The organism is Pseudomonas sp. W2I6 (assembly GCF_030815935.1).
GTDB lineage: Bacteria > Pseudomonadota > Gammaproteobacteria > Pseudomonadales > Pseudomonadaceae > Aquipseudomonas.
Map to the genome: position 1 here is coordinate 5,311,039 of NZ_JAUSXJ010000001.1, position 15,186 is coordinate 5,326,224.

The following is a 15,186-nucleotide window of genomic DNA, read 5'->3' on the forward strand; positions in this document are numbered from 1 at the left end:
GCACATTGAGGACGTCGCCATGGGCCGTCAGAAATTTGAATACCACACTGAGTTCTCTCCCTTTCAGTACGTTGTCAGAACCAAAAAGCTCTTCATGTTCAAGTCCGAAGAGCCCACCACTGAACCCGACACCCAGGGTTTTCTGGAAGATTCTGAACGTCAAAACCGCCTTGCTCAATTAGGCAGCGAAGGCTGGGAGCTGGTCAGCGTGCAGCCCGTGGTCAAAGGAGAAGTCAAGGTTGGCAATCAAAACGCCCAAGGCTGGGCTTACGGATTCGCCTTGCCCATCGGGTATCTGCTGTTCTTCAAACGCCCTATCCACTGTGATTGATGGTGTCAGTACCGTCAGAAGAAATCCTTACAGTCCTGAATATGGTTTTCTTGCGGCGACCATAGCTTGATCACGGCAAGCTGACGGCATCAGGAATGACTAGAGCCCAGCCGTGATCCAGTACCCGCGTCTCACTGCACTCACTTGCCGACTTGCCTTGCCAGGCCTCATCGCACTTTTTGGATGCGGCCTGCCTGTCTCTCATGCGACCGCTGCTTCAGCCTCCGAACAGGCCAACCTGGACGTGATGATCCGCCAGTTGAATGCCTTAGAGGACACCGCACGTCGTAGCGCTCAAGTGGCCGACGAACCTGGCAAGCGTTACTTCTTCGATTACCAGCGTCTAGCAGGTGATATCGCTCGAATTCGTCATGGGTTGGAGGGCTATCTAACCCCAACCCGAGCCCAGCCTCGTGATCCTGTTGAGCTGTCAGGCCAATACACGACCGAAGGACGCAAGCCATGAGCATGAGCGGCGCTCAGGCTGCTGCGTTTCAAGCGGCAGGAGGATTTCCTGCCTCGACGAGCTACCTGTTTTTCGTCGGCGTCGCTGTAGCCATCATCTTTATGTGGGGCGCCTGGGCTATCTGGAGCTGCTACCGAGGATGGGCCACTGGCAACCTTGATCGAACGATTGCCTCGACCTCGCTCGTCCGCATCCTACTGCTTTGCATGATCCTCACCACATTTGTTCTTAGTTGACCCTATGGGAGATACACCATGACTTCATTCTTAAAACCGGGCCGCATGCTGATCGGGTTGCTTGCTCTCCCCCAACTGGCCATGGCGGCTCTTCCGCAGTCTCAGCCTCCTACCCGGGGGGAAGGCTCTAACCTGATGCAAACCATGCAGAACTACGCCTTTGACGGTTTTACTTTGCTTGGCCTCATCATCTGCGCAGTCATTTTCAGTGGCGTTGCTTGGCATGCCTTCGGCACCTACCACGAAATTCAACTTGGCAAGAAAAAATGGGGAGATCTGGGGGCGACAGCCGCCGTTGGCGTCGCCATCCTCGGTGTCGCCATTTTTCTGGTCACCAAGGCTTCAAATATTCTTTAAAAGAGCCGTGGCCATGACAGAACTCTCAGACGATGGGACCCTGATTTTCCTCCCTGTGCGATTGAACAATCAGCCAGTCATCATGGGCGGCCTTACCGCTGACGAAATGTGGGCCACCTTGGCGTTGAGCACCGGCGCAGGGCTGGTTATCGGTATTCCGGCCGCGATATTGACCCAGATTTGGGCACTTATCATCGGCGCCGCCATGCTCTGTGCTGTCCTAGGGCTGTTTCTTGCCAGTCGTTTCTTGCGTCGGTGGAAACGCGGCCGACCTGATACATGGCTATACCGCCAGATGCAATTGAACATCGCGCGGTTCTTTCCTACCTGGAATAAAGCCCTGCTGATTACTCGTACAGGTGCGTGGACCTGTCATCGAACGGAGGTTCAATGACTTACCGTAAAAAAGTAGACGCCCAACTGGCCCACATTAACAGCCTGCGCATGGTCATTGGTTTTCTCATTGCCCTGGGTCTGTACATGGCTTATGGCTGGCAGAGCGCACCGCGTGACCTAACTGTTCATGTACCTCCAGATCTACGTTCAGGTAGCACCCGTAAGTGGTGGGATATTCCACCGGAGTCGGTATACGCCTTCGGTCTGTACATTTTTCAGCAGATGAACCGTTGGCCCGTTGACGGTGAAACCGACTACGAGGACAACATTACCCGCTTGGAAAGCTACCTGACTCCCAGCTGCAAAGCCTACTTGCAGAAAGATTTCGAGCTACGCCGCAATAGCGGGGAACTGCGCAAACGTGAGCGGGGTGTATTTGAAATTCCAGGCAGAGGCATCGACGATAAGTCTGAGCAACATATTGAACAGCACAGCATCAATGACTGGACCGTCAACCTGGACATCACCGCTGACGAGCACTACGGCGGGGAGCGCGTAAAGCGGGCATTTGCTCGCTATCCGTTAAGAATTATCCGATTCGACGTCGATCCCGAAAAAAACCCATTCGGCTTGGCCTGGGACTGTTATAGCAGTAATCCACAACGCATCGAAGTCTCCGCAGAAACGACCAGAGCAGGAGGCAAATGATGACACGCCGCCTACTGATCATCGGGCTCGTAGCCCTTCACTTCTGCGGGTTGGCCAACGCCGTCGAAATCCTGCGCTGGGATCGTATCCCTATAGCACTGCCCTTGATCGTGGGTCAGGAGCGTATTGTCTTTGTGGACCAAAACGTACGGGTGGGTCTGCCTCGTAACCTCGTCGACAAACTGCGCGTGCAGAGCACCGGTGGTGCCCTCTACCTGTTGGCGAAAGAGCCGATTGAACCGACTCGCTTACAGCTGCAGAACATGAACTCCGGTGAGATCATGCTCGTGGATATCATCGCAACGGTAGGGAAACCAAATCAGGTCGCATCCGAGCCGGCTAAAATTGTAGCCGGGGACAGTCCCGCCCCGCGTTACGGCCAAGTCAACGCCAAACCTACAAGCAACCATTCAACTTCTTCCACGGCCCAAGCCAGCGCTCAAGCCGAGGAGGATGAGGACGCGCCGAAACCGCGTCGTGAGACCCCTCTTCCGGTGGTCATGACGCGCTATGCCGCACAGATGCTTTACGCGCCCCTACGCACCGTTGAGCCCGTGGAGGGGATTGCTCAGATCAATCTGAAGCGCGGTTTGGACCTCACCACCCTAATGCCGATATTGCCGGTCGAAGCCTCTGCGTTGGGGTCGTGGCGGTTAGACGAGTATTGGGTCACGGCGGTGAAGCTACGTAACACAAGCGCCCAAAACCTCACATTGGATCCGCGTGACCTGATGGGTGACTTTGTCACCGCGACTTTTCAGCATCCCTACCTTGGCGCCAAAGGTGATTCCAGCGACACCTCGACGGTCTACTTGGTGACCCGTGGTCATGGTCTAGCCGAATCGTTATTGCCGGCCGCCATCAGCCAGATCGATCCGAAGGGAGGCCGTCGTGAAGAGTAATCCACTTGTTAAATACCTGGTCATACCGTTCGCGATCCTGGCGATATACGTAGTGGTCAAATTATTCAATCGCGAAAGTGCCGACCAACAGGTTCATGCGCCGGAAACGGTTGTACTTAGTACGAAGGAGGCTAAAAAGCTTGGGGTTGACGGAGATACACCCAGCGACACATTGCGCACCATTGTCGTGGAAAGCAGACAACTCAAGGACCAAGTCTCCAATGCTTTGAAGAACAATGACGAACTAAAGCAACAGAACATCGAGCTGCAAAAACGCCTGCAGAACATCGACCTCAACGTCGATAACAAACTGCAGAACGTTCAGCAAACGATGAAGCAGGAGGCGCAACAACAGAGCCAAACCCTCTTGGACACACTGCAGCAGCAGTACAATACCCTGAGCAGCAAATCGGGCAGTGGCAATGAGTCTGGATCTGATTTGCCGATCGGCTTCGGCGTTCAGCCAGGTGACGGTCAAGGCTTCAAAGGCGGACCTGGCGCGGACGTTGTTTGGATAGAGCCGCAGGACGCAACGCCGGTCGATGTCAACGGCAAGCCCATCGCTGCAGGGACAAATCAAACGGCAAGCGGCTTCAACTTCCCGACCTCTTTTGGCGAGTCCGTGGACCGAGGACAAAATGCACTGCGCACGGGCGCTCAAAGTGTTGCGAATGAAATCTCGCCACAGGAGGCCCGCAAACAGGTGCGCAAGGTCTACACCTTGCCGCAGAACTCGACATTGATGGGTTCGGTGGCCATGTCCGCGCTGATCGGCCGGGTGCCCATTGACGGCACTGTCAACGACCCCTACCCGTTCAAGGTATTGATCGGGCCGGACAATCTCACGGCCAACGGCATCGACTTGCCCGACGTCGCCGGCGCGGTGGCCAGCGGAACGGCTTCCGGCGATTGGACCCTGTCTTGCGTACGCGGTCAGATCAAAAGCCTGACGTTCGTCTTCAATGACGGCACTGTGCGCACGCTGCCACAACCTCAGGAAGAAACGAATAGCAGTCAAAATAGTAACAATCAGAACAATGGCAACCAAACCACCATTCAGGGTGGCCTGGGCTGGATAAGCGATGCCTATGGCATTCCTTGTATCAGTGGCGACCGCAAAAGCAACGCCTCGCAATACATTGGCTCGCAGGTACTGATTACCGCCGCCGGCGCAGGTGCTGCCTCCCTCATCAAGTCAGATGGAAACAGCGGCTCTTTTATAAACCCTCAGTCCGGGACCATCGGTTCTGTCGGCGGCTCGGGCAGTGAAGCCATGGGCAAAATTATTGGCCAGGGCGTCAATGACGTCTCCAGCTGGGTCAACAAACTCTACGGGCAAGCCTTCGCAGCGGTGTATGTACAACCCGGGGCAAAGATAGCTGTGCACCTGGACCAGCAACTGACCATCGATTACGAACTCAATGGCCGCAAGGTCAACTATCGCTCAGGAGCCCGTCATGTTTCGACTGCGCTTGACTAATCATGGCTTAAAACTAGGTGCATACCTGGCCATCGCCCTACTCGCCTCGGCCTGTTCCACCAACAAAGACGAATTGCTCCCCCATGGGGACCGCACAATGATGGACGTTTGGGATCAAGGCTCCAGCGGCTCAAGCAGCTCGAGCAGCCGCCAATTGCTCGATGCACGCCAAGATCTTCGTCGGCCTCTGGAGACGAGGGAAACAGACAACACCATGTTCACACGTACCGCACAAAACGAGATCTACAGCCAATTTAAACGCCTACCCAATCCCGACCTGGTGATGTACGTCTTTCCTCATTTAGCGGGTTCAGACCCGGCACCGATCCCAGGCTACACCACGGTGTTTCCGCTGTATCAGCGGGTGCAATACGCCATGCCTGGCGAACGCACGGAGGCATATTGATGGGTTTTTTTGAACGATTCAAAACGCGACGGGCGACAGAGCGTGTGGAACCTGGCGTAACACCAGGTTCGCCGTTATCTGACGATGTGCAGGGACCAGCAACCGAGACGTTTGAGGCTGCTACAGAGTGTTACTACGAACGCCTTGCTGCCATGGGTATTCCCTCGCCGAGCGATTGGCGTAACCCAAAGAAAAAGCCAGCCACAACCGCTGATGCTGACCGTCTATACCACGTCAACCCCTCCTTCGTAGACCTACTGCCGTGGGTAGATTACCTGCCTGCAGAAAAAGCCATGCTATTGGAAGACGGCGTGTCTCGTGCTGCCTTTTTTGAGCTGACACCGATTGGTACTGAAGGTCGGGATCCCGAATGGTTACGCAAGGCCCGCGACGCCCTGGAAAACGCCCTCCAGGACTCCTTCGACGAGCTTGAAACCTCACCCTGGGTGGTTCAGCTCTATGCCCAGGACGAAACCAGCTGGGACGATTACCTTCAGCAACTGCATGACTACGTTCAACCACGCGCACAAGGCAGTGCATTCACCGAGCTTTATTTGAAGCTGATGAAGCAACACCTGGAATCCATCTCCAAACCAGGCGGGCTGTTTGAAGACACCAAGGTCAGCCAACTGCCCTGGAGGGGCCAACAGCGCCGCGTCCGTGTTGTTGTCTACCGCCGTACCCAAGGCGCGCAAGCGGATGTGCGAGGCCAGGCACCAGGTCCTTACCTGAAAATCATCTGCGATCGCTTGGTGGGCGGCTTGGCGAACGCCGGCATTAAAACCCATCGCATGGATGGCCACGCCATTCGCCATTGGCTGATTCATTGGTTCAATCCACGTCCCGATCATCTTGGCCCTGCCGATGCAGATATTCGCCGCTTCTACGAATTGGTGTGCAAGCAAGCACCTGGTGCTGCAGAGGGCGAGCTGCCGCTCGCCAGCGGCACTGACTTCTCGCAAAACCTGTTTTATCGCGAACCACTGTCAGATATAGAGAAAGGTCTGTGGTATTTCGACGGCCTTCCCCATCAGGTGGTGATGCTTGACCGCTTGAGGGATGCTCCCAAGACCGGGCACTTAACCGGTGAAACCCGAAAGGGCGGTGATGCGCTCAACGCACTGTTCGACAAAATGCCAGAGGACACCATTCTCTGTATCACTCTCGTGATCACCCCGCAGGACATTCTCGAAGGGCATCTGGAACAGCTTTCACGCAAGGCAGTTGGAGACACTCAGGCCTCGATCCTGACACGCGAAGACGTCGCCACCGCCCGTCAGTTGCTCGGGCGCAAGCACAAGCTGTACAGAGGTAGCGTAGCGTTTTACCTGCGGGGTAAAGATGATGCCCAGCTGCACGAACGCAGTTTGCAACTCAGCAGCGCATTGCTGGGTGCGGGCATGGAGCCGGTGGAACCTCGGGATGAAGTGGCACCGCTGAACTCCTACCTTAGATGGCTACCCGGCAACTTCGACCCCAATGCGCGCAAAGCACTGGAGTGGTACGCACAACTGATGTTCGCCCAACACATTGCGAACCTGGCCCCCGTCTGGGGTAGGTCGACCGGAACCGGGCACCCGGGTATTACCCTGTTTAACCGTGGGGGAGCGCCGATAACCTTCGACCCGCTGAACAAGCTGGACCGGCAGATGAACGCGCATTTGTTCATTTTCGGGCCTACGGGTTCAGGTAAATCGGCCAGCGCGACAAACATCCTTAGCCAAATCATCGCCATCTATCGGCCACGTCTATTCATTGTGGAGGCTGGCAACAGCTTCGGCTTACTCGGTGATTTCGCCAAAAAGTTGGGTTTGACGGTAAACCGGGTTCGACTTGCACCTGGATCGGGTGTCAGCCTCGCGCCATTCGCTGATGCCGTGAAGCTCATCGAACCCAGCCAAAACGTGAAGATTATCCAAGCTGATGATCTTGAGGCGTCGGACGAACATCTGACTAGCCAGACCGAGGATGAACAACGCGACATCCTGGGCGAGATGGAAATTGCGGCCAGGCTGATGATCACCGGTGGTGAAGAAAAAGAGGATGCCCGTCTTACTCGTGCCGACCGTAGCGCCATCCGCCAATGCATACTGAATGCAGCGAAAAAATGCGTGACGGAGCAACGTATCGTTCTGCCGGAAGATATCCGTGAAGCGCTGCGAGAAATGGGACTCGAGCCCGGTATTCCAGACGCCCGAAGCTCACGATTCTTGGAGATGGCGGAAGCCTTGTCCATGTTCTGTATGGGCACCGAAGGCGACATGTTCAACCGTCCTGGCACCCCATGGCCAGAAGCGGACATTACCATTGTCGACCTTGCCACCTATGCGCGAGAAGGCTATAGCGCACAGATGGCCATCGCTTATATTTCCCTGCTCAACACGGTCAACAACATTGCCGAGCGTGACCAGTTTAAAGGCCGTCCGCTGATCTGCTTCACCGACGAAGGCCACATCCAGTTGAAGGTCCCACTCCTATCCCCCTACTCCGTCAAGATTACCAAAATGTGGCGAAAGCTCGGCGCCTGGTTCTGGATGGCCACCCAGAACGTTGACGACGTGCCGCCAGAGGCCTCAGCCCTGCTCAACATGATCGAGTGGTGGATGTGCTTAAACATGCCGCCTGATGAGGTGGAGAAGATCGCGCGGTTTCGTGAACTGACTCCTGCACAGAAGTCGATGATGCTGTCAGCGCGTAAAGAAAGCGGCAAATTCACCGAGGGCGTCGTGTTGTCCAAAAGCATGGAAATGTTATTCCGGGCGGTACCACCGAGTTTGTATCTGGCCCTGGCCATGACCGAGCCGGAAGAGAAAAAGCAACGCTTCGACATCATGCAAGCCAAAGGCTGCAGCGAGCTGGATGCGGCCATTGAAGTTGCTGCAACGCTTGACCGCTATCGCGGTATCGAACCTCACATCATTACTTTCCCCGAGCAAGTCACGGCCTTGGAGCGCCAAGCATGAGAGCATTGAATTCCCTGACCCAGAACCTTATAGAAAGTCTGACCCAGCTGCTTGAACAACCGGGTGAAGACGCCCTTCAAACCCTTGAGGTGTGTGCCCCCGTTTTGATAGAGCAACTGCAACAGGTTTTGGTTCGTGCGGTGGATCGTCGTGACATCGAGTCCCAACTTCACGCGGTGTTAGCCAATTGGCTGCTACAGCACCCACAACCCGAGAATGCTGAGAACGCTCTTCTTGAGGCCCTTCGTAAACAAGCGCTGCTTTCATCGAAGCCAGCAGAGGCTCGGGCATGATAGGCCTTCGCAAATATTGGTTGATGCTGGGGTGCGTTTTGGCAGGCACATCGATGGCCTGCTTAGCCCTCACTCGAAGTGAGATACCATCCCCGCACAACACAGGCCCGTGGTTGTTTGGTCCTTCCAAAGCACGCTGGACTGTGACTGAGTTCGCGGATCTGGAGTGCCCCTACTGCAAGACGTACACACCTGCGTTGAAAACCTGGATACAGCAGCAGAAGGATGTAAACCTGCAGTGGCATCATCTGCCACTGGATGTGCACGGTCCGACCGCATTACACGAAGCCAAGCTCGCTGAATGTGCGGGGGCGCTTGGTGGCGCACCTGCCTTCTGGCAAGCCATTGACCAGATTTTTGACCGGACCCGTAGCAACGGTGAGGGTTTCAATGGGCATCTGAACGTCGTTGATGTTACTTACCAGGACTTATTGTCCTGTGCAGCTACCGACAAAGTGATCGCCCGGCATGTTGGCCAACAGGTCGAGGAGGCCCTCAAAGCGGGCATTACGGCAACTCCTACTGTGATAATTAAAGACAACACGACTGGCAGCTCCGTAAAGCTTGAGGGACCAGCTGACGGGGTATTGTTATTATCAGCTCGTGATTGGCTGGCTCAAAAAAAGAGCTGCGACGCTCTGCAAAAGTCGAACGTTAAATCACTTAGCCATTGTCATTAAATGAGCTTGCATTCCATTCATACATTTTCATGCCCGGCATGTCCTACGCGTGGGCCGAAAGAGACAGCGCAAATACGGTGTTTGCAACTGCAATCAGGGTCAGTTTCATACGACTTTTTCTTGAGGATTGATGGGCTCAACTGAGAGGTGCCGGCGACGCATCAGTCGATAGGCTGCCGGAATGACAAACAGCGACAGCAAGGGCGCGGTAATCATGCCTCCAACCATGGGTGCCGCAATTCGGCTCATCACCTCGCTGCCGGTCCCGCTGCCCAGCAAAATGGGTAACAAGCCAGCAATGATGACAGCCACAGTCATGGCTTTGGGCCGAACGCGCTGGACAGCGCCTTCACGAATCGCGGCCATCAGCCCGTGCTCGGTCCTATCGCCGAGGTCTTCACGCTCAGCCCAGGCGTTCTTCAGATAAAGCAGCATAATTACGCCAAATTCGGCAGAAACACCGGCCAAAGCGATAAAGCCGACACCAGTGGCGACCGACAGGTTGAATCCCAATAGATAGAGAAACCATACCCCACCAGTCAGTGCGAATGGCAGAGTGGCCATGATCAGCAAGGCCTCATCGAAGCGAGCAAAGGTTAAATAAAGCAGCACGAAGATGATCAACAGCGTGGCAGGCACCACCAGCTTGAGTCGTGCGTTGGCCCTTTCGAGAAATTCGAACTGTCCTGCGTAGCTCAGGCTCATACCAGGCTGCAACTTAACCTGCTCGCTGACGACCCGTCGTAGATCGGCGACTACCGAAGCAATATCCCGTCCCCGCACGTCGATATACACCCAGCCTGAAGGTCGGGCGTTCTCACTCTTAAGCATCGGCGGACCATCGCTGACCTTGATCTTCGCAACGGTGCCAAGAGTGATCTGGCTGCCTAGAGGGGTATAGATAGGTAACTGCTCCAGAGCGCCGAGTGAATCCCGCCACTCACGAGGGTAACGTACGTTAATTGGGAAACGAGCCAACCCTTCAATCGTCTCCCCGACGTTTTCACCGCCGATTGCGCCGGCCACGATCGATTGCACATCGGCAATATTTAACCCATAGCGGGCCGCAGCTTTACGATCGATATCCACATCAATATAGCGGCCACCGGTCAGTCGTTCGGCCAACGCTGAACTCACACCTGAGACATCCTTGGCAACACGTTCGATGGCTTGGGTGACGGCATCGATCTCCGTCAGGTTGGTACCGGCAACCTTCACACCAATAGGGCTTTTTATGCCAGTGGCCAGCATGTCGATGCGGTTACGAATCGGCGGTATCCAGATGTTGGTCAATCCTGGGACACGCACCGCTTGGTCTAGCTCCTCAACGAGCTTTTCCTGGGTCATGCCTGGGCGCCACTGTTCGTGTGGTTTGAATTGGATGGTGGTTTCGAACATTTCCAAAGGTGCTGGGTCAGTCGCGGTTTCAGCGCGGCCGGCTTTGCCGAAAACGTGTTCGACCTCTGGAACTGTCTTTATCAGACGGTCAGTCTGTTGAAGCAGTTGCGCGGCCTTCTGCGCCGATAATCCAGGCAGAGCTGATGGCATATAGAGCAGGTCCCCTTCGTCCAGCGGGGGAAGAAACTCACCACCCAGACGAGAGATCGGCCACAACGCGCTGACAAAGACTAGCAACGCAACCAGCAGCGTTATTTTAGGTCGATGTAATACGGCGTCCAGAGCGGGTTCGTAGATCCGGATCAACCAGCGATTTAGCGGATTCTGCTGCTCATTGGGAATTCGTCCACGAATCCAATACCCCATCAACACCGGTACGAGAGTTACCGACAGTCCAGCCGCTGCGGCCATAGCGTAGGTTTTGGTGAACGCCAATGGACCGAATAGACGTCCTTCCTGAGCCTCCAGCGTGAACACCGGAATGAACGACAGGGTGATGATCAGCAGACAGAAGAACAATGCAGGTCCTACCTCGGCAGCCGCTTCAGTCATCACGTGCCAATGACGTTCACCTTTCAGTTCCTCCCCAGGATTGGCCACGTGCCAAGCCTCGACCTTCTTGTGGGCATTTTCAATCATCACCACGGCAGCGTCGACCATAGCGCCGATGGCGATGGCAATCCCGCCAAGGGACATGATGTTGGCGTTGATACCCTGATAGCGCATCACGATGAAGGCGATCAGCACCCCAACCGGCAGGGAAATGATTGCCACCAGAGATGAACGCAGGTGCCAGAGAAAGATTCCGCAGACCAACGCGACGACGATGAACTCTTCGATCAGCTTGTGGCTGAGGTTTTCCACGGCACGATCAATCAACTTGCTGCGGTCGTAGGTGGTGACGATTTCAACCCCCGCCGGCAGACTGCTTTTCAGCTCGTCGAGTTTGGTTTTGACCGCCGCAATGGTTTCACGAGCATTCTTCCCGCTGCGCAGAATCACCACGCCGCCGACGGTCTCACCTTCACCGTCGAGTTCGGTAATGCCTCGACGCATCTCAGGCCCTAACTGAATCGTGGCAACATCGCCCAACGTGACCGGCACACTGCCCGCGCCCAGTTTGAGCGGGATGGCGCGAAAGTCATTGAGCGTCTTTAGGTAGCCGGAAGCTCGTACGATGAACTCTGTCTCCGCCATTTCCAGCACGGCTCCACCGGTTTCCTGATTGGCTTTGCCGATCGCCTCGGTCACCTCAGACTGCGTGATACCCAAGTTCGCCAACTTTAGCGGATCGAGCTGGACCTGATACTGTTTGACCATGCCACCTACGGTGGCAACTTCCGCAACGTTCGGCAGCGTCTTGAGCTCGAATTTGAGAAACCAGTCCTGTAGGGCTCGCAGTTGCGCCAGATCGTGCCCACCGCTGCGATCAACCAACGCGTACTGGAAAATCCAGCCAACGCCAGTGGCATCAGGTCCTAAGGCTGGCTTAGCACTGGCTGGTAGGCGGCTTTGTATCTGGCTCAGGTATTCCAACACCCGCGAGCGGGCCCAGTACAAGTCAGTTCCGTCTTCGAACAGCACATAAACGAAGCTGTCGCCAAAGAAGGAGTAACCGCGCACAGTCTTGGCCCCAGGTACCGAGAGCATGGTGGTTGCCAGTGGATAGGTCACCTGGTTTTCGACGATCTGTGGGGCTTGGCCTGGGTAAGGTGTACGGATAATTACCTGAACATCCGACAGGTCTGGCAATGCATCGATGGGCGTACTTTGAACCGCCCAGATCCCCCATGCCGTGACGAACAGCGTCGCCAGCAACACAAGAAAGCGGTTGGCCACCGACCAGCGAATAAGGGCCGCAATCATGGCTGGCCCCCAGAGCGTTCCAGACGTTCAACACGCAGACCATCGTCCGTCTGGCTAACAGCGATCCGAACCTTGTCGCCCGTTTTTAGGCCCTTCATCAGAGCAGGAGTGGCGAGAGGGAAAGTCATCGTCATGCCTGGCATACCCAATGTCTTGAAGGGACCGTGGGCGAGCGTGACTTCTTTGTCGTTGATCTCAACGATCTGACCATCGGCCTCATGCAAAGCGCCAACGGGCATAGTAGATGGCGAAACGTCCAATGAGCTTGCGACAACGCCCTTGAGACTGGCCTCCGAGTCGAGCAGGAACTGGCCAGAGGTCACCACTTTCTGCCCCTCTTCCAAGCCTTTCAATATCGCCGTCTTGCCATCGTTATCCTGGCCTAGCTGCACCTCCACCGGGCGATATCGACCAGCGTCTTCAGAGAGCATGACCAACGCACGTCGACCGGTACGAATGACGGCCTCGCTCGGCACCCACAGAACACTTTGCTCCGTTGAACGATTGAGGCTTACCTGTGCGGTCAAACCTGGTCTGAGTCGGCCATCTGGATTGGGTAACTCAACTCGAACGCGAAGTGTGCGACTGTCCGAACTGGTTTCCGGAAGAATCGCACTGACGACGCCCTTGAGCACAACTCCAGGGAATGCGGATAAACGCGCTTCAGCTGCTTGCCCTACTACGATTGACCCAGCTTCCGCCTCTGGTACAGCCACGGCCAGCCAGACACTGCTCAAACCATTAACACGAGCCAACGTCTCGCCTGCGGCCACCGTCATACCTTCACGCACACTCAGCTCTTGAAGCACACCACCAATAGGGCTGGTCAGCGTCAGGTTCGATTGAACTTTGCCAGTGCGCTCAACTTGAGCAATTAACGTAAGTGGCATTCCGGTTAGCCGCAGTCGCTGCCGGGCCGCTGTCAGCAAGCCAGCATCGCCACTACGCTTGAGGGCGAGAAATTCCTCCTGAGCAGCTGCCCACTCCGGCACCAAGATATCTGCCAAGGCGGCATTCGCTTTCAGCACATCACCAGGTGCGTGGGCATACACACGCTCGACAAAACCCGCTGTACGGGCCTGAATGACTGCAACGTCCCGTTCGTTGAAGGCCAGCACACCTACCACGTTCAGTGTCGAGGCAAATACGCCTCGACTGACACTAGCCAGTCGCACACCAAGGTTCTGAGTCAGGCTTGGATCAATTCGAATGGCAGCGCTGTCCCCCTTGGTATCTGCGTATTGAGGGATCATCTGCATGTCCATGAAGGGTGACTTACCCGGTTTATCGAATTTCTGTTGTGGGTACATGGGATCATACCAATACAGAACTTTTCGATCGGCAGAGGCTTTGGGTTCATGATCCGGTACGACACCAGCTACTCCGCTCATTCGCGGTTGGGCTAACCAGTAACCCCCGGCAACACCCAAGGCAATCGAGATGCCGATGATTAAAGTCCCTTTCCATAATTTAAAAATCATTGAGCGGACTCCCCGTAAGAGAAATACAGGCGAGCGCTGGTCAGGGCACGTTGCTCTTCAACGTCAACCTGCTTGAGACGGGCTTCGATGAGTTCGCGTCGGGCGGCAACAACCGAGTTCAAATCACCCTTGCCGGAGCGGTAGCTGGCCATCGTGAGTTCGACCTTTTCTTTAGCCAACGGCAACAAGCTTTCCTGATTACGGCTGACTGCACGATTGAGGCGCTCGTAGTCAGCCAACTCATCCTCCAGTTGCTGGGTATGCTCGCGTGACAGGGCTTCGCGCTCAGCCTCAAGCTGGTTTAGTTCGGCGTGCTTGGCCGCAATCTTGGGGTTTTGCCGAGAGTTAGGGAACAGCGGGAGATCCCATGAAAACTGCACGCTGACCATGTCACCGAATTGTTGGCCTCGGTGCTGATAATCGAATTCCCAGCTCCAGTCAGACTGCTTTTCCGCCTCAGCTTCACGGATCTTGGCTTGTGCTTCACGGGTCATCGGCACAAAAGCCGCTAATTCGGGGTGATGTTGCAGCTTATGGGAGTAACCTGAGGTCTCAATAGGCCAATCAGGCAAACCGCCTACCGGTTTGTCATCGGCGGCAGGGCCAATCCAGCGCTTGAGGGCGGCCCGGGCCTGTGCACGTTGACGAACTAAATCATCCTGCTGCTCAGCCAGTTGAGCAGCTTCCTGTTTAGGTGTCACCGCATCGGCGGGTTGGGCTCGGCCACCCGCAATCTGAGCTCTGACGGTATCGGTCAGAAGACGGTTTTCTTTGTAGAAGTCCTGGAACAACGCATCTTTACGCTCAACCGAGTAGCTTCTGATCCAGGCTAATGCCGTGGACTGTCGGACGTTCAGACGCGCCACTCGACGCTCGGCTGACGCTCGATCAACAGCCGCATCCGCGACCTCGATACGTGCTTTGCGCTTGTCGCTGTTGGGCATCTCCTGCCTAATCCCGACCACTTGCATGGTCATGAAGTCCTGGTCGATGCTCCATCTGTCGGGTCCACCAATGGGGTAGTTCTGCACGCCCAGCAGTAGCTTGGGATCGGGTAGTTCGCCGGCGGGAATGGCCGCGCTAGTGGCTGCTTGAATTTTGGCGTCTTGTGCGGTCAACGATGGTGCATTGTTTTCGGCCAGACGCAGCGCTTCATCGAATGTCAATGCGCTAGCGAAGCTCGGCAATGCAAGTACGCTTGCCGCCAGGCCGGCCAGGAAGGACCAACCTGTGCAACAGCACTTGGAGTTCATGTTCACGATTCCTGTGATGATCCACCGCGC

The 15,186-nt window shown here is 55.6% G+C and carries 15 protein-coding genes; 12 read left to right on the plus strand and 3 right to left on the minus strand.

The genetic code is table 11. The annotated features are described in order from the left end of the window. Positions 1-19: 19 nt before the first annotated feature. The 12 genes from QF039_RS24515 (at position 20) to QF039_RS24570 (ending at position 9,158) form a co-directional block, all read left to right on the plus strand. Positions 20-331, plus strand: coding sequence for a hypothetical protein (locus tag QF039_RS24515; protein ID WP_008437393.1), 312 nt, complete (start codon positions 20-22; stop codon positions 329-331). A gap of 157 nt (positions 332-488) precedes the next feature. Further along, positions 489-797, plus strand: coding sequence for an RAQPRD family integrative conjugative element protein (locus QF039_RS24520; protein WP_178110642.1), 309 nt, complete (start codon positions 489-491; stop codon positions 795-797). Next, the gene (locus QF039_RS24525) at positions 794-1,033 is read left to right on the plus strand and encodes a TIGR03758 family integrating conjugative element protein (RefSeq protein WP_008437400.1); all 240 of its coding nucleotides are present in this window, start codon (positions 794-796) and stop codon (positions 1,031-1,033) included. The genes QF039_RS24520 and QF039_RS24525 overlap by 4 nt, the downstream gene beginning before the upstream one ends. Positions 1,034-1,051: 18 nt before the next feature. After that, complete coding sequence (locus QF039_RS24530) at positions 1,052-1,390, plus strand: TIGR03745 family integrating conjugative element membrane protein (RefSeq protein WP_008437401.1); 339 nt, start codon at positions 1,052-1,054, stop codon at positions 1,388-1,390. 13 nt (positions 1,391-1,403) lie between these two features. Continuing rightward, positions 1,404-1,784, plus strand: coding sequence for a TIGR03750 family conjugal transfer protein (locus tag QF039_RS24535; RefSeq protein WP_008437403.1), 381 nt, complete (start codon positions 1,404-1,406; stop codon positions 1,782-1,784). Further along, positions 1,781-2,434, plus strand: a complete 654-nt coding sequence (locus QF039_RS24540; RefSeq protein ID WP_020302977.1) for a PFL_4703 family integrating conjugative element protein — start codon at positions 1,781-1,783, stop codon at positions 2,432-2,434. The genes QF039_RS24535 and QF039_RS24540 overlap by 4 nt, the downstream gene beginning before the upstream one ends. Further along, entirely contained in the window at positions 2,434-3,336 is a 903-nt protein-coding gene (locus tag QF039_RS24545; protein ID WP_008437410.1) for a TIGR03749 family integrating conjugative element protein, read from the plus strand. Before QF039_RS24540 ends, QF039_RS24545 begins: the two co-directional genes overlap by 1 nt. Continuing rightward, a complete protein-coding gene (locus QF039_RS24550; protein WP_024073352.1) occupies positions 3,326-4,816 on the plus strand; it encodes a TIGR03752 family integrating conjugative element protein in 1,491 nt (496 codons plus the stop codon). Before QF039_RS24545 ends, QF039_RS24550 begins: the two co-directional genes overlap by 11 nt. After that, the gene (locus tag QF039_RS24555; protein ID WP_008437412.1) at positions 4,794-5,222 is read left to right on the plus strand and encodes a TIGR03751 family conjugal transfer lipoprotein; all 429 of its coding nucleotides are present in this window, start codon (positions 4,794-4,796) and stop codon (positions 5,220-5,222) included. Before QF039_RS24550 ends, QF039_RS24555 begins: the two co-directional genes overlap by 23 nt. Then, the gene (locus tag QF039_RS24560) at positions 5,222-8,185 is read left to right on the plus strand and encodes a conjugative transfer ATPase (RefSeq protein WP_307521154.1); all 2,964 of its coding nucleotides are present in this window, start codon (positions 5,222-5,224) and stop codon (positions 8,183-8,185) included. Before QF039_RS24555 ends, QF039_RS24560 begins: the two co-directional genes overlap by 1 nt. After that, complete coding sequence (locus tag QF039_RS24565; protein ID WP_008437414.1) at positions 8,182-8,478, plus strand: hypothetical protein; 297 nt, start codon at positions 8,182-8,184, stop codon at positions 8,476-8,478. Before QF039_RS24560 ends, QF039_RS24565 begins: the two co-directional genes overlap by 4 nt. Beyond that, a complete protein-coding gene (locus QF039_RS24570) occupies positions 8,475-9,158 on the plus strand; it encodes a DsbA family protein (RefSeq protein WP_008437415.1) in 684 nt (227 codons plus the stop codon). The genes QF039_RS24565 and QF039_RS24570 overlap by 4 nt, the downstream gene beginning before the upstream one ends. Positions 9,159-9,263: 105 nt before the next feature. Here QF039_RS24570 and QF039_RS24575 read toward each other — a convergent pair whose 3' ends face one another. Genes QF039_RS24575 through QF039_RS24585 form a run of 3 tightly spaced genes read right to left on the minus strand, consistent with a single transcriptional unit; the run spans position 9,264 to position 15,156 of the window. Then, positions 9,264-12,422: an efflux RND transporter permease subunit gene (locus QF039_RS24575; RefSeq protein ID WP_008437418.1), complete on the minus strand. Its 3,159-nt coding sequence runs from the start codon at positions 12,420-12,422 to the stop codon at positions 9,264-9,266. Beyond that, positions 12,419-13,903 (minus strand): efflux RND transporter periplasmic adaptor subunit, encoded by a 1,485-nt coding sequence (locus QF039_RS24580; protein WP_008437420.1) that lies wholly within the window; start codon positions 13,901-13,903, stop codon positions 12,419-12,421. Before QF039_RS24580 ends, QF039_RS24575 begins: the two co-directional genes overlap by 4 nt. Continuing rightward, positions 13,900-15,156, minus strand: a complete 1,257-nt coding sequence (locus QF039_RS24585; protein WP_008437421.1) for a TolC family protein — start codon at positions 15,154-15,156, stop codon at positions 13,900-13,902. The genes QF039_RS24580 and QF039_RS24585 overlap by 4 nt, the downstream gene beginning before the upstream one ends. Positions 15,157-15,186: the final 30 nt, after the last annotated feature.